The following is a 17,372-nucleotide window of genomic DNA, read 5'->3' as shown; positions in this document are numbered from 1 at the left end:
TAACTGTTATTTTTTCGCAATAATGCTGACCCAATCTTCCATTGAAAGGATTTCTACAATGGTAAAGCCAGCTTGTTCCAGTGCTTCTTTTACTTCTTGTTTTTTATGGCCGATGATTCCTGACGTAATAAAATGGCCGCCTTCTTTTAACAGGCTGTACGCTTGTGAAGTAAAGCGAAGAATGACTTCAGCCAAAATGTTGGCAACAATCACATCATGTTCCCCTTCAATCCCGTCTAACAAATTATTTTGCTTCACTTGAGCAGTATCGCTCACTTTGTTCAGCTTGAGATTGAGGCGTGCACTTTCTACAGCTACGGGATCAAGATCGTATGCATGAACCGATTCCGCCTCAAGCATTGCAGCCGCAATACTTAAAATTCCGGAACCTGTACCGACATCAATCACCTTATCGCCCTTTTGCACAAAGCGTTCAAGCGCCTGAATGCACAGTACGGTTGTTGGGTGTGTTCCTGTACCGAATGCCATTCCCGGGTCCATCTCAATAATCAGTTCATCTGTATGGACCGGCGTATATTCCTCCCACGTCGGCACAATTGTAAACTTTTCAGAAATTTTCACAGGATGATAATACTTTTTCCAGGCAGTGGCCCACTCTTCTTCATTCACTTCAGAAATCGTGATGTGATTTCTGCCCAAATCAATATTGTAAAGAAGCAGATTATTAATCGTTTCTTTAATGCCATCCACCGTCTCGCCTAGAAAACTGTTAACCGGCAGGTATGCTTTAACAATGACACCCTCGTCTGGATAATCATTGGGGTCGAGCTGGTAGATTTCCCCGTACACATTCTCACGTTCTTTAATTAAATCAAGCGGGTCCTCTATCACAACCCCACTTGCACCAGCTTCATGCAATATATTTGAGATAGGTTCGACCGCTTCATGTGTTGTGTGAATGCTTAATTCGGACCATTTCAAAACTACCAACTCCTCATCCAATAATTAATCGCCTTTAAACGCGCGTTTTACCTTGTCAAAGAAACTCATTTCCTGTTCGTCCGGCAGGTTTCCGCTGACCTCGGCAAATTCGCGGATAATGTCTTTTTGTTTATCTGTCAGGTTTGTCGGCGTAACGACGCGGACGACGATATGCTGGTCACCCTGTCCATAGCCTCTGACATTTTGAACGCCTTTGCCTCTTAATCTGAATTTTGTTCCTGTTTGTGTACCGGCTGGAATTTTCAATTTCACTTTTCCATGCAGCGTCGGAACTTCCACTTCATCACCGAGAGCAGCCTGAGCAAACGTTAACGGCATTTCACAGTAAATATCATCGCCGTCACGCTCGAAGAACTCGTGGGCGCGCACGTGGAACACGACAAATAAATCCCCGGCAGGGCCGCCGTTTACTCCTGGTTCACCCTGTCCCGCGAGACGAAGCTGCTGCCCGTCATCTACACCGGCTGGAATTGTCACGTTAATTTTTTTGCGTTTTTTGATTTTTCCTTTGCCGCCGCAATCCGCACATTTGTCTTTAATAATTTTGCCCGTACCTTCACAGTGGTGGCAGACACGTCTGTTAACAACTTTTCCAAACGGTGTATTTTGCTCCACGTTTAACTGGCCGGAGCCTCCGCAGTGGGAGCACGTTTCAGGGGTTGTTCCAGGTTTCGCACCTGAACCTTTACATGTGTCGCACGTTTCCTCACGCGGAATTTCGATGGTCGTTTCTTTACCGAAAGCGGCATCCTCAAACGACAAGGTCATCGTATACTGCAAATCGGCACCTTGGCGCGGTGCGTTAGGATCTCTTCGTCTTGTGCCTCCGCCGAAAATACTTGAGAAAATATCATCGAAACCAAAACCGCCGAAATCGCCGCCGCCAAAACCTCCGCCGCCGAAGCCCTGATTAGGATCAGTATGCCCAAATTGGTCGTAATGCGCACGTTTTTGGTCATCTGACAGGGTTTCGTACGCTTCTTTTACCTCTTTAAATTTTTCATCCGATCCGGCTTCTTTGTTAATATCAGGATGATATTTTTTTGACAGCTTCCGATAAGCTTTTTTAATTTCATCCTTTGAAGCGCTCTTACTTACTCCCAGCACTTCATAGTGATCACGCTTACTCATCTCGCTTCACTCTCCCGAATTTCTCACATAAATTAGATTGTATCATTTTGAATTATGATTTTTCAATTCCTTTTATCCCGGGCAAGAAAAAAAGTCAAAGCCAAGAGATGCCTGACTTTGACTTTCTAATCATTGAATCAGATTATGAAATGGGTTCTTTTCGGTCAGCCCCAGAAGCGGGACTGACTCGGAAAGGAACTTATTTTTTGTTTTGGTCGTCGTTTACTTCTTCGTATTCAGCGTCGACAACGTTGTCATCCGCTTTGCCTTCAGCGTTTGCTCCGCCTTGAGCTTGCTGTGCTTTAGCAGCTTCTTCATAAAGCTTCATAGAAAGCTCTTGAACGATTGTTTGAAGCTCATCTTTTTTCGCTTTGATTTCTTCAAATTCGTTTTTCTCAATCGCTGCTTTTAAAGCGTCTTTGGCATCGTTGGCTTTTTTCACTTGTTCTTCGTCCACTTTGCCTTCAAGATCTTTTAATGTTTTCTCAGTTTGGAAAACAAGCTGATCTGCTTCGTTGCGGACTTCAATTTCTTCTTTTTTCTTCGCATCAGCATCAGCATTTTCTTCCGCTTCTTTTACCATGCGTTCGATCTCATCATCAGAAAGACCTGAAGAAGATTTGATAGTAATGTTTTGTTCTTTTCCTGTGCCTAAGTCTTTTGCTCTTACGTTTACGATACCGTTTTTGTCAATATCGAAAGAAACTTCGATTTGAGGCACGCCGCGCGGTGCTGGCGGGATATCAGTAAGCTGGAAGCGGCCGAGTGTTTTGTTGTCGGCAGACATTGGGCGCTCACCTTGAAGAACATGGATATCAACAGCTGTTTGGTTATCAGCAGCAGTTGAGAACACTTGAGATTTGCTTGTCGGGATCGTCGTGTTGCGGTCGATCAGTTTTGTGAACACGCCGCCCATTGTTTCGATACCGAGAGAAAGCGGTGTAACGTCAAGAAGAACTACGTCTTTTACATCACCAGTGATAACGCCGCCCTGAATTGCAGCACCAAGCGCTACAACTTCATCTGGGTTTACGCCTTTATGCGCTTCTTTTCCAGTTTCTTTTTTGATTGCTTCTTGTACAGCAGGGATACGAGTTGATCCGCCGACAAGGATGACTTTGTCGATTTCGCTTGCAGAAAGTCCTGCATCTTGAAGCGCTTGACGGACAGGACCCATTGTGCGCTCTACTAAATGAGAAGAAAGCTCTTCGAATTTAGCGCGGGTTAATGTAAGTTCAAGGTGAAGCGGTCCTGCTTCTCCAGCTGTGATAAACGGTAAAGAAATTTGCGTAGAAGAAACGCCGGAAAGATCTTTTTTCGCTTTTTCAGCTGCGTCTTTCAAACGCTGGAGCGCCATTTTGTCTTTTGACAGATCAATGCCGTTTTCTTTTTTGAATTCAGACACAAGATGATCGATGATGACTTGGTCAAAATCGTCCCCGCCAAGACGGTTGTCGCCGGCAGTTGAACGAACTTCGAATACACCGTCGCCAAGTTCAAGGATTGAAACGTCGAATGTACCGCCGCCAAGGTCATATACTAGGATCGTTTGATCTTCATCTGTTTTATCAAGTCCGTATGCAAGCGCTGCTGCAGTCGGCTCGTTGATGATACGTTCTACTTCAAGACCTGCAATTTTACCAGCGTCTTTTGTTGCTTGACGCTCAGCATCGTTAAAGTATGCAGGAACTGTGATAACTGCTTTTGATACTGTTTCGCCAAGATAGCTCTCAGCGTATGATTTAAGATGTTGAAGGATGATAGCAGACACTTCTTGAGGAGTGTAATCTTTTCCTTCAATTTCAACTTTATAATCTGTACCCATATGGCGTTTAACAGACATGATTGTGTTAGGGTTTGTGATAGATTGGCGTTTAGCCACTTCCCCTACTTGGCGTTCGCCGTTTTTGAATGCAACAACTGATGGCGTTGTGCGGTTTCCTTCAGCGTTAGCAATAACTTTAGGCTCTCCGCCTTCAAGCACTGCCACACATGAGTTTGTTGTACCTAAGTCGATTCCGATAACTTTACTCACTTGAATAACCTCCTGCTATGTAATTATTGATTCACTTTGACCATGGAAGGGCGAATGACGCGATCCTTCAGCTTATAGCCTTTTTGCATTTCCTCAACAACAATGTTGGAGCCGTAGTTTTCATCTTCAGCCTGCATAACGGCTTGGTGCAGATTAGGATCAAATTCCTGCCCTACAGCTTCAATGGCTTCCACACCTTCTTTTTTCAAGGCTTCTACGAGCTGACGGTGGACCATTTCCATTCCTTGGAGCAAACTTTTCGTCTGTTCATTGTCGGCTTCAACCTGAAGCGCTCTTTCAAAGCTGTCAAGAGCCGGCAGCAAATCAGCCACGATGTTTTGAGAACGGTATTTTTGGGACGCTTCCATCTCTAAACGGCTGCGTCGTTTATAGTTTTCAAAGTCTGCTTGAACACGCAAAAGTTTGTTTTCTTTTTCCTCAAGCAAACCTTGCAATTCGTTAATTTGATTTTGAAGAAGTTCGCTTTCATTTGTTTCTTCCTGCTGTTCTTCAGCGGCTGCTTGTTCTTCAATGACTTCTTGCTCTTCTGTTTCGTTTTGTTCAACGGTTTGTTTTTCTTCTGACATTGTGTTCACCTCCCTCAAAGTGTAAGGAGAAGGGCGGGTGCTGCCCTTCGATAAAATTTGCCAAAATTCCCTTATTCATCATACAAACTTGTTAATGCTTTTGACAAGTCCGAAGTCACATGCTGAAGCAGGCTGACAACCCTGGAATAATTCATGCGGGTCGGGCCGATGATCGCAATTGAGCCGATCTGCTTCTGATCGACAGAATAAGAAGCCGTAATCAGACTGCAGTTTTCCATCTCTTCATAGTCGTTTTCTTTCCCGATTTTAATCGAAATTCCCGTGTGTGGGGATTGAACAAGCTTTAAAACGTCCTGTTCTTTTTCGATTAACGAGAGCAGCGACCGAACTCTGGTAATATCATGGAACTCCGGCTGGTTCAGCATGTTGATTTTTCCGCCGAAAAACAATTTTTCGACGTGGCTTGTGGAATGAAAGGTAGAACGAAGCGCGTCAAGAATATTGTCATAGTTCGTAATGTGCTGTCTTAGGTACATGACGACTTCCTTAAATATGCGCTCATTCAGTTCATCCATTGGAACGCCGCTTAAACGGTCGTTGAGTATATTTACCAGTTTTTCAATATCAGACAGATCCATTTTGGCTGGAAAATTAATCGTTTTGTTTTCCACATGTCCCGTATTGGTAACGAGAATCGCTACTGCCATATCGGGCTGAATCGGTATGATTTGAATCTGTTTAAGGTAATTCTCACTCAGCTTCGGCCCGAGTACGATGGATGTATAATTCGTCAGATCGGACAAAATTTGCGCTGATTTTTGAACTGTCTTCTCCAGCTCGAAAATTTTCTCTTTGAAGATCGAGTGGATTTGGTCCAGATCGCTTTTTGTCAGTTTGACGGGTGACAGCAAATGGTCAACATAGTACCGGTACCCTTTTTCTGACGGAACACGTCCTGAGGATGAATGGGTTTTTTCAATGAAGCCCAATTCTTCCAAGTCAGCCATCTCGTTTCTTATTGTTGCAGAGCTAAATGTGATTTCATCTTTTTTCGAAAGAGTTCTTGACCCTACCGGCTGCGCCGATTTAATAAAATCGTTGATTATGACCTGAAGGATCAGCAGCTGACGATTTGTTAACATCATCATCACCTCTGTTAGCACTCTCGATAAGCGAGTGCTAATTCTATAACAAAAGTATCAAACCACAAGAAAAATGTCAATTATAACTCACCCAAAAAAGCGCCAAAAACTTCATTACCTAATAATTTTCCCTGATGAGTCAAACAAACGGCAGACTCCGAATTGTGAATCAGCCCTTTTTCAGCGAGGTCTTTTAATACACTTGGGAAAAGTTCATCCAGGGAACGCCCGTATTTTTCTGCAAATCGTTTTTTACTGACACCGGCTATTTTTCTCAGGCCTAAAAACATTTCTTCTTCAATTTGTTCTTCTGTTGTCACTTCATGTGTATCTCTGTACGGAAAGCCTTTTTCAGCTATCAGATCAATGTAATGTTTGACAGGTCCGACGTTTACTGTCCGTGTACCGCTGATATATCCGTGGGCTCCTGCTCCGAAACCGAAATATTCCTCGTTGCTCCAATACGTCAGATTGTGCTTAGATTCCATGCCTGCCTTGGCAAAGTTGCTGATTTCATATTGATGAATGCCGTGAGCTTCCATCCGGCTCATCACCATTTCATACATTTCAGCTTCCTGCTCCTGTGGCGGCAGATGCAGACGACCTTTTTGCATCAGATTATAAAATACCGTTTTCGGTTCTACAATGAGTGAGTACACGGAATAATGCTCGGCGTCCAGCGATAAAGCAGTATTTAAAGAATGATCCAGATGCTTGAGGGTTTGTCCCGGAAGTCCGAACATTAAATCAAGACTGATATTGTCAAATCCGATTTCCCGCGCCCTTTCAAAAGAGGCAAATACATCTTTTTGTTTGTGCACTCGGCCGATTTTTTCTAACAGATCGTCTTCGAATGTTTGGACACCGAAGCTGAGGCGATTTACGCCTGCTTCTTTTAAAATTTTTAATTTCCCTGCGGACAAGTCGTCCGGATTTGCTTCAACCGCAAATTCCGACAAGGCGCTTGAGGGCTTCAGCACTCGGATGATCGTGTCCATCAGCTTTTTGAGCTGTTCCTCAGACAGGGAGGTCGGCGTGCCTCCTCCGATAAAGATCGTTTTGATGTCAGGCTGCCCTGTTTTTGCAATTGTATTTATCATTTCCTGTTCGAGCGCGTTTAAATACTCATCGACAGGCTGGCTTTGAATAAAATATTTATTGAAATCGCAGTAGTGGCAAATGTGCTCACAAAATGGGATATGGATATAAGCTGATTTCAACGAATTCACCTTCTTTACAGAAAGAAGCCGCAGTACAGGACTGCGGCGGCTTCTATTGTTTTTTCGGACTGTCGTCCATTTTCAGAACTGCCATGAATGCTTCTTGCGGCACTTCAACTGAGCCGACCTGCTTCATTCGGCGTTTTCCTTCTTTTTGTTTTTCAAGAAGTTTCCGTTTACGTGAGATGTCCCCTCCGTAACATTTAGCCAATACGTTTTTACGCATTGCTTTTATGGTAGAGCGGGCCACGATTTTCTGGCCGATTGCGGCTTGGACCGGAACCTCGAACTGCTGGCGCGGAATGAGCTCTTTCAGTTTTTCAACGATCACTTTTCCGCGTTCATATGCGTAATCACGATGCACGATAAAGGAAAGAGCATCGATTTTTTCACCGTTCAGCATAATGTCCATTTTCACAAGCTTAGACGGTTTGTAGCCGATCAGTTCATAATCAAAGGACGCATAGCCTTTTGTGCTTGATTTCAGCTGGTCAAAAAACTCGTATACGATTTCCGCTAACGGCATGTCATAAATGATGCTGACACGGTTTGCGTCCAAATATTGCATATCAATGAAATTGCCGCGCTTGCCTTGGCAAAGCTCCATTACAGCGCCGACGTAGTCATTCGGCACCATCATTGTCGCTTTTACGTACGGCTCCTCAATCCGTTCGATCTTTTGAGGGTCCGGCATGTTGGACGGGTTGTCGACAACGACCTTTTCGCCGTCTGTCATATACACGTCATAGATAACGCTTGGCGCTGTCGTAATCAGGTCGATGTTGAACTCACGCTCAATGCGCTCCTGAATGATCTCCATGTGGAGCATACCTAAAAATCCGCAGCGGAACCCAAATCCAAGCGCTTGTGAAGTTTCCGCTTCATATTGAAGCGCGGAATCATTCAGCTCAAGTTTTTCAAGGGCTTCCCTTAAATCATTATATTTTGCTGTATCAATTGGGTACAATCCGCAGTACACCATCGGGTTGAGCTTTCGGTATCCCGGCAGTGCTTCGTCTGCAGGATTGGCAGCGCTCGTTATTGTATCACCGACACGCGTGTCACCGACATTTTTGATAGAGGCAGTCAGGAAGCCTACATCACCGACCGTCAGTTCATTTGTCGGAGTCGCTTTCGGCGTGAATACGCCGACTTCTGTTACTTCGAATTCTTTGCCGGTTGCCATCATTTTGATTTTTTGTCCCGGTTTTACCGTTCCTTCAACGACTCTGATATACGCCACGACACCGCGATAGGCATCATAAAGCGAGTCGAAGATCAGCGCTTTGAGCGGCGCCTCTGGATCTCCGGTCGGAGCGGGCACCTTTTCTACGATCTGTTCTAAAATCTCCTCAATCCCGATACCGGCTTTTGCTGACGCAAGCACGGCTTCTGATGCGTCAAGGCCGATGACGTCCTCTACCTCTTGGCGCACACGTTCAGGCTCGGCACTGGGAAGATCGATTTTATTGATGACCGGAAGTATTTCAAGATCGTTGTCAAGCGCTAAGTAGACATTGGCGAGCGTCTGCGCTTCAATTCCCTGTGCTGCATCCACGACAAGAATCGCTCCTTCGCAGGCAGCAAGGCTTCGGGATACTTCGTACGTGAAGTCGACGTGTCCCGGCGTATCAATCAGATGGAAAATATATTCCTCTCCGTCTTTTGCTTTGTATTTAAGCTGAACAGAGTTTAACTTAATCGTTATGCCCCGTTCACGTTCAAGATCCATAGAATCGAGCAATTGTTCTTTCATTTCTCGTTGAGTGATTGCCGACGTTTTTTCTAAAATACGATCCGCTAAGGTCGATTTTCCGTGGTCAATATGGGCAATGATAGAGAAATTCCGTATTCTCGACTGCCTCTCTAAACGCTTTTCTTTATCTGTCACAATCTATCACTCCTACTATTAAACGCAAAATACACTAGCTTAGATTATATCAATAGGATTGTAAAGATTCAATGTAAAACAAGAAAGAGAAAAGTTCCCTGTCAAACCTGGGCTGCTTTTCTCTTTCACGCACTATTGATTCAGATCCCGTATCCATTCATACATTGACTGGGCAGTGTTGGTTACGGTGTCCGAAAGCGCTTTTCCGGCTTTAGAGAACATATTGAACGTTTCCACCTGTTCCAGCTCTTTTTGTTTTTCTTCTAAATCTTTCGCCGTAACTGTTTCTCCTAAAATCGAAGCTTCTTTTTCATTATTTTTTCCGTCGGTGAGCGTAAACGCTCCCTTAAGTGAAGGGTCATGATAGCCTTTCATACTCAGCATCCCATTATTCGCCTGCTGCATGCCGAACAGTACGCCTAAAAACATGATCGTGACAAGCAGCAAGCATTTGCCAAAGTATGCAATCAAATCAACCACCTATTTCTTATTGTTTTTTCGTCTCGCCGCTCTCTGCGTTGACCTTTTCAGCATCCCAGTATATTTCGCTGAATACGTCTGCGGCTGCGTCAGCTGCACGCTGCAGCTCCTCGAGGTTATTATCTACTCCGCCAAATTCGAGCAAAAGCGCTCTGTCGGTTAAGTCCTGATTGTAAACACCGTTATCTCCTGGCGAGCCTTTTGAAAAGACACCTGTGCTGAGTCCGGGGTATTTTTTCTCCATCAGCTTATGAAGCTCGCTTGCAATTTTATAGTTTTCTTCGAAATTCTTGCTTTTTTTGCCGACGACAAAGGCGACCCGGGCATAGCTTTTCCCATTAATCGTTGCTGTCGTATCTTTTTTGCGCCGTGAGTCTCTGTGGATGTCAATGATATATTGCAGATTTTTGTTTGAGGTGAGCGCATCTTTGACAACCGGCCTTGATTCATCATAGGATCTGGCATAGTTTAAGCCTTTTTTGTTCAGTTTTGCCTGTATATCGGTTTTATTCACTGTGGCTCCGATGCCTTGGGATTCAAGCGCTTTTCCGAACATATCTCCTACGAGCGTGACGTTGGCTTTAGAATGGCGCGCCATATCAGGATCGGTCTCGCCTTTTAATAGAGGGAGATATGATTCCGTATTGTGTGTGTGATAGATAAAGACGACCTTTTTATCACCGGTTGTTTGTTTCGGCGGATCTTTTTGCGCATGATCTGATTGTGTTTGCTGTTTTTCAATCTCTGCCAAATTCGCTTCTCTTTCTTCCTCCATCACCTTTGACGGCGGCGGCGATTCCGCCGGCATATTCGTATAATCCGTGCCTTGTCCAGCTAACAGGATCTCGGTATCAAATTGTGCAAACCCCGGCAGCTCCCGGCCAAGAAAACTCCGCGGATCTTCGAGGTTAATGCTTGTCGCCAGCTTCAAAGAAAGACGTGAAAGATGGAATGAGCTGTCGGTTTGAGAAAGGTCAGAAGCGAAATAATGGTTTTCCATCCGCAGCAAGTGTGCAAACATGTCCCCCGGCAATTCTTCAGCAATCCCGTAAAAAGAGTCAGACGACGGCCTGAGTTCCGGCCGGAGAGACGTCAGCACACCGGATAGAACAAAAATCACGATAAGGCTTGCGATAAATAGAAAGATGGCTTTTACCGCTTTCCCGCCATTTACCGCAACAACAATTTGTCTGTTTCTGCGTTTATTTCTCATTGAATCCCTCCAGCGCTTGTCTAGTAATTACTCTATGAACAAGCTAGAGGAAGTAGAACAGTTTAGTGATTGTAGGAGCCTTTGTTTTCTTGTGACACTTTTTCATGAAGCGCTGTGTTTAATCCATTCGCCAGCACATTAGCCATATCGTCGATAAAAGAATCAACTTCCTTCGGCGTGACCATTAAATTGTGGCCTAAAGGCGACAGCACCTCGTGAATGAGCTGCCGTTTTTCATCTTCTTGAAGGGTTCCGACGATGCCGAGGAACGATTGACGCTGCTTTTGATCAGGAAGATCTTCTTCAGTGAGCACTTTCTTTTTCCCAAACGTCATGCCAGCCGGAACAAGTGATCTTGACGGCCTGTCATCCTTCATTTCTCTGCCAAAATGTTTTAATATGTAGTCCACCGTGTCGCTGGCAATCGTCACCGCGTCAACGACCGTCGGAACTCCGATGGCGATCACCGGTACACCGAGCGTGTCTTTGCTTAAATCTTTTCGTTTATTTCCCACACCTGATCCCGGGTGAATGCCTGTATCCGATATTTGAATGGTTGTGTTGACCCTTTCCACGGCCCGCGCCGCCAGTGCATCAATGGCAATGACAAAATCAGGCTTCGATTGCTCTATCACGCCTTTAATAATGTCGCTTGTTTCGATTCCCGTAATCCCCATCACACCAGGTGCAAACGCACTGACAGGCCTATACCCTTCCTGCACGTTTTCCGGCTGAAGCTTGAACAGGTGCCTTGTTACCAATAGATTTTCTACAGCCATCGGTCCCAGCGCATCAGGTGTCACGTTCCAGTTGCCGAGCCCGACGATCAAACAGCTCGCATCTTTTGAGATATTAAGGCTTTCAAGAAAAGCCGAGAATTCCTCCGCAAAGACAGCAGAGACTTTTTCCTGCATTTCCGAATCATTCTCTCTGATTCCTTGCGCCTCAAGCGTTAAATAGCGCCCTTCTTTTTTTCCCGATAGCTCCGCGCCTTCCTTTGTAATATCAACAGTGCGGATTTTAATGCCGCCGCGATCTCGTTCTTTTTCGATAAAACCTTTAATTTCTTTTGTCGGCACAGCCTGCTGATTGGCCATTGCTTCCTTCGTTTCCACTGCCAAATCGGTTCGTATCAAATACTGATTAACATCCAGTTCACTCTTTTTCATCAGGGGCCTCCTTCACATTCAGTACCTATATTGTTGCCATTTGGTGTATGAATCATGCTAAAAAGAGATCCTTCAATGAAAAATACTTTACATTTATATTGCAATCTAAAGATGTGTTTGATAGAATACAATTTGTTCTATTGTGAAGAAGATTTAACCTTAAGACACTGTGCTACAGGTTGTATCTTAGGAGGTGAAACACATGCCAAACATTAAATCAGCGATTAAACGTACAAAAACAAACAACGAACGCCGCGTTCATAACGCGACAATCAAATCTGCTATGCGTACTGCAATCAAACAAGTTGAAGCTTCTGTTGCTAACAACGAAGCTGACAAAGCGAAAACTGCTCTTACTGAAGCAGCTAAACGTATTGATAAAGCAGTGAAAACAGGTCTTGTACACAAAAATACCGCAGCTCGATACAAATCAAGACTAGCGAAAAAAGTGAACGGACTTTCTGCATAATATAAAAACGATCCTCAATGATGGGGATCGTTTTTTTCATTTCTTTTTAACAGCTGTAAAAGGAACAGTTCGAGCAGGAGCTGCTTGTCCTTTTTCCCTGTTTTCATCTCATAGTCCATAACGGCAAGCTGTTCAATAATTGACCGGAGCTCCGCCTCTGAAAAAAGCCTTGCTTGATCCATCGCCAGCTTTACCCGAAATGGGTGAACTTTTAAATTAGAAGCGATTTGTTTTTGTCCGTATCCTTGCTCCGCGAAGTATTTTGTCTGCAGAATCAGCCGGAACTGGTTCGAAATAAGCGCCATGATTTTGATCGGTTCTTCGTTTTGTTTGAGCAAATCATAAAAAATTTGCAGGCTCTCCGTTCGTTTGCGGTTGACGATTTTATTGATCAGCTCAAAAATATTTTGCTCCAGGCTTCTCGCAACAAGCATTTTCACATCATCAAGCGTAATTTCTTCACGATCTCCAATAAACGTGCAGAGCTTTTGAATCTCCTGAAAAATCAATGACAGATGTCCATTCACAAGCAGAACCAAATGTTCCGCCGCTTCAGTGCCGATTGTTTTCTGCTCGGTTTTTGCAAGGTTAACAGTAAAGTCTGTGGTCTCCTTTGCGTTTAATTCCTTCGCCTCCATCATAAACGCGTGCTTCTTTAGCGCTTTCGTCAGTTTTTTCCGCTCATCCAGCTTTTCATACGGGGCAAGCAGGACAAAGACCGTGTAAGGCGCAGGCGATTGTATATATGTTTCAAGCGCACTGACGTTGTGCTCAATTTTTTCTTTTTTCTTCTCACCTGTTAAAAAATATGGATTTTTCACAATGACAAGACGCCGCTCCCCCATAAACGGAAACGTTTCAGCATCTGCAATCGCTTGATCCAGCGGGTCCTCTTCCAGATCAAAAACGGATAGATTGAAATCCTTTGTCTCCTGATCAACAACCGTCTGTCTGATCCTGCTGACGGTTTCTTGCAGCAGATACGTCTCTTTTCCGTATAAACAATAAACCGGATGGACATCTCCTTTTTTCAGGCTTTTCCACACATCAAATACCATTGTTGTACGACTTCCTCTCTTTCGTCATCCCCTTCTATCCTAAATTGAGTTTGCAAAATAGTAAAGAGGAAGCCTGACTGCTGCTTCCCCATTTATATTAAACGCCTGTTCGCAAGCCCCCGGGACAGCTTGTAAAAAGGCGATAATCACCAGAACAGAAAACGTTACCTTCGCTTCTAGATTTTTCAAAACGATTCCATTATACTTAAAGCAGTCAGGAGGGATAAAGTTGAATGATTTTGAAAAAAACGTTCAAAGCAAACGAAATGATGCTGTAGATTCAGCTGTTGGTTTTGTTGTGTCCTTCGGATTTTTCGCCTTCTTGTTTGTTATGGCAACGGTTATTCACCTGGTTGGTTCATAACAGCGACTGCCCGGGCTGCTGATTTCTCGGCAGTCTTTTTTAGTTCGTCTCTGTTATATCTGATGTATCATATGGAGGATAGACAGAAAAGGTTCCAACTCTGTTTTTATATCGATATTGGATCGTTCCGCTTTGATCGGTACGCAGCACGCGGATGGAATGTCTCTGTAATATTTGCAGAACCTCTTGATGGGGATGATGGTACCGATTGTTTTCTCCCGCTGAGATAATGGCCGTTTTCGGCTGAAGCTGTTTGATGAATTCTTCACCGGTAGAGCCTTTGCTTCCATGGTGCCCCACCTTTAACACGTCTGCTTTTATATTCGGAAACACGTTCATCACCTCCTGTTCCCCTTCTTTCTCCAGATCACCCGTCAAGATCCAGCTCATACCGCCCATTTTCATCCACAGAACGAGAGAAGAATTATTTTTGCTTGCCGGATCAGGTGTTTCCGGTGACAGCACTTGAAACTGCAAATCCTTTATTTGCAATACATCGCCTCGCTTCACCTCCTCTATTGTCACGCCCTCTTCTCTGGCTGCCCGCAGCACTTTCTCGTCTTTAGGTTCAGAAACGAACCCTTTCGGAATCACAAGGCGCTTCACTTTATGGTGCTTTAGCAGAGTCTCCGCCTCTCCGATATGATCTTGGTCAGCGTGCGTCAGAATCAAAGCGTCAAGCTGTTTGATTCCCTTGGCGGTTAAAAACGGAATCAGCGCCTTTTCCCCGAGTGAAAACGGGTGCTGTTTTTCCCGCCAAGACTCGGATAAGTAAGACAAAGTGCCGCCTGTATCAATTAAGACACGTCCCTGCTGATGCGGAGCACCGACATACATGCTGTCACCCTGCCCAATATCAATCATATCGACTTCTCCCTCGGAGCTAAGACTCGGATAAATGAGAAGAAGACAGAGCACCGCGCAGCAAAGACCTCCAGTAATCGCCAGTTGCGAAAAGGAACGTTTTTCAATCGTCATAAGCAATAGGATGATCGTAACCGTGAATAAAAAGAGCAGAGCAGGTGCGGGACGTGCAATGATGATCGTGAATACATCAATATCTGCAATTCTTGTGATCAGCCTGTTGGTCCAGCTCATCAAGAAATCAAACCAGCAGAAGAAAAATCGACCAGCCGAAGCGGAAAGGCTTAATAGAAAAACACCTGCTACAGCCCCCGGCAAAACACAGAATGTATAAAAAGGAACCATCAACATATTCATCGGTATGCTGATTATCGAAAACTGCTGGAAATGATACAAGAGAATAGGAAGTGAGCCCAGCTGAGCGATTATAGATACCATTGTCAGCTGGCCCAGTGAGGTTTTGAGTTGTTGAAAAATAGAAGAGGATAGAATTAAAGAAAAACTGACGGCGAATGAAAGCTGAAAACCGGCTTCAAAGAGATGGTAAGGATTGAAGAGCAAGAGGACGATGTATGAAAGGCAGATTGCACCGGCAGAATGTACCCGCCATTTAACGAGGCTCCCAGCTAAGTAAATACCCGACATCAGAGCGGCGCGAAGCACTGAAGGAGCAGCCCCTGTCAAAATCACATAGAGCGGCAAAAATAGCAGCAACAGAAGTGACGCCTTTTCTCTTGTTATACCAAGGCGAATCATGATATAAAACAACCCGGCTGTCAAAATGCCGACATGGAGTCCTGAAATCGCCAAGAGATGGACGACACCAAGCTTTTGATACGCGTTAAGCACTTCGTCTTCCACATAAAATCTGTCACCGACTGTAAGTGCTTGTACGATTCCTGCCGAATCAGGAGGCAGCAGGCCGTTTGTGAATGATACGATGTATTTTCTTAAACCGAGCAGTTTATCCTTGAAATTTGCAGGTTCGCTGCAATTATGGATAGATGTGACAGAATAGTTCCAGTGAATATGCTGCCGGTAAAGATACTCGTTATAATCAACTGTGCCCGGCACAGTTGCGTGTTTGGGCTCTTCCAGTGCACCCGTCAACTCACATGACATTCCTGGTTCTATGTATGACAGCTGATCTTTTTCATCAGCAGACTGAATGCGATATGAAGCGGCCCATTTTTCGCTATCAGGTGTCTTAATCACCATAGACATACGGTCTCCGTCAATTTTAGGAATACTGTCAATCAAAGCCTTGGATTTATAAGTGCCCTGCTGATATGAAGAGACATTCCGGGAATCTGTGACCGTATACAGTGCAAAAAACAATATAAAAGAGAAGAAACAAACAAAAATGAGAAAAGCGTGTCTCGTTTTGATGAAAATGATGAGGAGAAAGAGGAAGAAAAGAAAAACAGCGGAGAAATAAGCGGCGGCAGTAATTCCAGCTGTTGCCGAAGCTGCCGCCAAAGGCAATAACAAACGCGAATTACGCATCAATCACACGTAGCTCGTAAAAAGTGTATTCGCCTGTTCATGTATTTTCTTCAAATCTTCCTCTGCAAGACCAGCATCCGCTAGTTTCTCTAAAAGACCAGCTACAAATGAAAGCTTTTCCCTATTTTTCAGATCAACGATCATTTCATCGAGTTCAACCTGTTCAACAGTTACACCCGCCTGTTCAAATAATTCCTGTGCATACGGATTTGTTTTGTAGTCCTCAGCATAATAAACCGTTTTGATACCAGCTTGAATGATAGATTTACAGCATTGAATGCACGGATAATGCGTCACATAAATCTCCGCTCCATCAGTTGGCACCCCGAACTTAGAGCATTGAAGAATTGCATTCATTTCAGCGTGAATCGTTCTTGCGCAATGATCATCTATTATCAGGCATCCTTCGTCTGCACAATGCACGCCGCCCGCGATTGACCCGTTATAGCCGCCTGCAATCATGCGTTTGTCTCTGACTATAGTAGCGCCGACAGACAGTCTCGGGCAGGTGCTGCGCAGCGCCAGTAAATGGCTTTGAGCCATAAAGTATTGATTCCATGAAATTCGTTCCACGTTGTTCCCTCCAAATGTTGTGTTGCCTGACCTTTAGTTTACCTATCATTATGCATGACCGTCAAATCACTTTACTGTAATGGAAGACTTTATTTTCTCAAATGACTTTTCACCTATTCCTGAAACCTTAGTGATATCTTCAATTGTCTGGAAACGCCCGTTTTCCTCCCGGTATGCAATAATAGCTTCAGCTTTTGACGGTCCCACCCCTGAGATGCCTTGTAATTCCTCTAAGGTGGCTGTATTGATATTTACGAGCGCTCCCTTCCCTCCATCGCTTTGAACAGCGCCTACGGCTCCTTGCTGCACCGCCGTCTCCTCTCCCTTTTTCGGGATGTATACCACTGTCCCGTCCTGAAGCAGCTCCGCCAAGTTCACTTGCATTTCGTCTGCTTGTTCACTGGTCCCGCCCGCTTTCTCAATTGCCTGAGATACTCTGTCTCCCGTTCGCATTTCATAAACGCCAGGATGCTGAACAGCACCTTTAATGTCAATCACAATTGTTTCGTTTGACTCGTCTTTTACTGCTTCCTGCTTTACCTCCGCATTTTCTGTCTCAGTTGATACAGCCTGCTTCACCGGCTCTTTGTTTTTTCCGCTGGAAAAGATGAAAAATAACGCTATGAAAACAGCCGCAGAAGCCGCTAAAATAATTGTTTTTTTATGCTGATTCAACCAATTCATCGCGCATGTTCCCCGCTTTCGTCATATTTTAGTTCGATAACACATATGGTTTAGAGGATAAT

The 17,372-nt window shown here is 44.5% G+C and carries 17 protein-coding genes; 2 read left to right on the top strand and 15 right to left on the bottom strand.

Going from position 1 to position 17,372, the window contains the following annotated elements; genetic code table 11:
* Nucleotides 1–6: 6 nt before the first annotated feature.
* From prmA to gpr, 10 genes are all read right to left on the bottom strand, one after another.
* On the bottom strand, nt 7–942 hold the full coding sequence (gene prmA, locus LWH95_RS12180; RefSeq protein ID WP_019258930.1) for a 50S ribosomal protein L11 methyltransferase: 936 nt from the start codon (nt 940–942) through the stop codon (nt 7–9).
* Between the two features lie 24 nt (nt 943–966).
* Complete coding sequence (gene dnaJ, locus LWH95_RS12175) at nt 967–2,094, bottom strand: molecular chaperone DnaJ (protein ID WP_003237095.1); 1,128 nt, start codon at nt 2,092–2,094, stop codon at nt 967–969.
* A 199-nt stretch (nt 2,095–2,293) separates the two neighbouring features.
* The gene (gene dnaK, locus LWH95_RS12170) at nt 2,294–4,129 is read right to left on the bottom strand and encodes a molecular chaperone DnaK (RefSeq protein WP_069839515.1); all 1,836 of its coding nucleotides are present in this window, start codon (nt 4,127–4,129) and stop codon (nt 2,294–2,296) included.
* A gap of 23 nt (nt 4,130–4,152) precedes the next feature.
* Nucleotides 4,153–4,716, bottom strand: coding sequence for a nucleotide exchange factor GrpE (gene grpE / locus LWH95_RS12165; protein WP_003237097.1), 564 nt, complete (start codon nt 4,714–4,716; stop codon nt 4,153–4,155).
* 71 nt (nt 4,717–4,787) lie between these two features.
* Nucleotides 4,788–5,819, bottom strand: a complete 1,032-nt coding sequence (hrcA, locus tag LWH95_RS12160; protein ID WP_003237098.1) for a heat-inducible transcriptional repressor HrcA — start codon at nt 5,817–5,819, stop codon at nt 4,788–4,790.
* 80 nt (nt 5,820–5,899) lie between these two features.
* A complete protein-coding gene (hemW, locus tag LWH95_RS12155) occupies nt 5,900–7,039 on the bottom strand; it encodes a radical SAM family heme chaperone HemW (protein ID WP_232919675.1) in 1,140 nt (379 codons plus the stop codon).
* A gap of 52 nt (nt 7,040–7,091) precedes the next feature.
* Entirely contained in the window at nt 7,092–8,930 is a 1,839-nt protein-coding gene (gene lepA / locus LWH95_RS12150) for a translation elongation factor 4 (RefSeq protein ID WP_003237100.1), read from the bottom strand.
* 132 nt (nt 8,931–9,062) lie between these two features.
* A complete protein-coding gene (locus LWH95_RS12145) occupies nt 9,063–9,401 on the bottom strand; it encodes a YqxA family protein (RefSeq protein WP_003237101.1) in 339 nt (112 codons plus the stop codon).
* Nucleotides 9,402–9,417: 16 nt separating this feature from the next.
* Complete coding sequence (gene spoIIP, locus LWH95_RS12140) at nt 9,418–10,623, bottom strand: spore autolysin SpoIIP (RefSeq protein WP_003237102.1); 1,206 nt, start codon at nt 10,621–10,623, stop codon at nt 9,418–9,420.
* Nucleotides 10,624–10,685: 62 nt separating this feature from the next.
* Complete coding sequence (gene gpr / locus LWH95_RS12135) at nt 10,686–11,792, bottom strand: GPR endopeptidase (RefSeq protein ID WP_003237103.1); 1,107 nt, start codon at nt 11,790–11,792, stop codon at nt 10,686–10,688.
* A gap of 202 nt (nt 11,793–11,994) precedes the next feature.
* Between gpr and rpsT the strand changes: the two genes are divergently transcribed.
* Nucleotides 11,995–12,261 carry a 30S ribosomal protein S20 gene (gene rpsT / locus LWH95_RS12130; RefSeq protein ID WP_003229989.1) on the top strand — a complete coding sequence of 89 codons (267 nt, stop codon included), beginning with the start codon at nt 11,995–11,997 and terminating at the stop codon, nt 12,259–12,261.
* A gap of 14 nt (nt 12,262–12,275) precedes the next feature.
* Here the strand turns inward: rpsT and holA are convergent, their stop codons facing one another.
* The gene (gene holA / locus LWH95_RS12125; protein ID WP_232919674.1) at nt 12,276–13,319 is read right to left on the bottom strand and encodes a DNA polymerase III subunit delta; all 1,044 of its coding nucleotides are present in this window, start codon (nt 13,317–13,319) and stop codon (nt 12,276–12,278) included.
* Nucleotides 13,320–13,358: 39 nt separating this feature from the next.
* Entirely contained in the window at nt 13,359–13,508 is a 150-nt protein-coding gene (locus tag LWH95_RS12120; protein ID WP_003229985.1) for a hypothetical protein, read from the bottom strand.
* Between the two features lie 40 nt (nt 13,509–13,548).
* On the opposite strand from LWH95_RS12120, the gene LWH95_RS12115 reads away from it, so the two are divergent.
* Complete coding sequence (locus tag LWH95_RS12115; RefSeq protein WP_003229983.1) at nt 13,549–13,683, top strand: YqzM family protein; 135 nt, start codon at nt 13,549–13,551, stop codon at nt 13,681–13,683.
* A gap of 39 nt (nt 13,684–13,722) precedes the next feature.
* Here the strand turns inward: LWH95_RS12115 and LWH95_RS12110 are convergent, their stop codons facing one another.
* The 3 genes from LWH95_RS12110 to LWH95_RS12100 form a co-directional block, all read right to left on the bottom strand.
* On the bottom strand, nt 13,723–16,053 hold the full coding sequence (locus tag LWH95_RS12110; protein WP_232919720.1) for a DNA internalization-related competence protein ComEC/Rec2: 2,331 nt from the start codon (nt 16,051–16,053) through the stop codon (nt 13,723–13,725).
* Nucleotides 16,054–16,056: 3 nt separating this feature from the next.
* Entirely contained in the window at nt 16,057–16,626 is a 570-nt protein-coding gene (locus LWH95_RS12105; protein WP_232919673.1) for a ComE operon protein 2, read from the bottom strand.
* A gap of 66 nt (nt 16,627–16,692) precedes the next feature.
* A complete protein-coding gene (locus tag LWH95_RS12100; RefSeq protein WP_232919672.1) occupies nt 16,693–17,310 on the bottom strand; it encodes a helix-hairpin-helix domain-containing protein in 618 nt (205 codons plus the stop codon).
* Nucleotides 17,311–17,372 lie beyond the last annotated feature (62 nt).

The sequence above is a fragment of the Bacillus sp. G16 genome (assembly GCF_021282335.1).
Lineage (GTDB): Bacteria > Bacillota > Bacilli > Bacillales > Bacillaceae > Bacillus > Bacillus inaquosorum.
The sequence above is the reverse complement of the archived record's forward strand: the minus strand, read 5'-3'. Positions and strand labels throughout refer to the sequence as shown.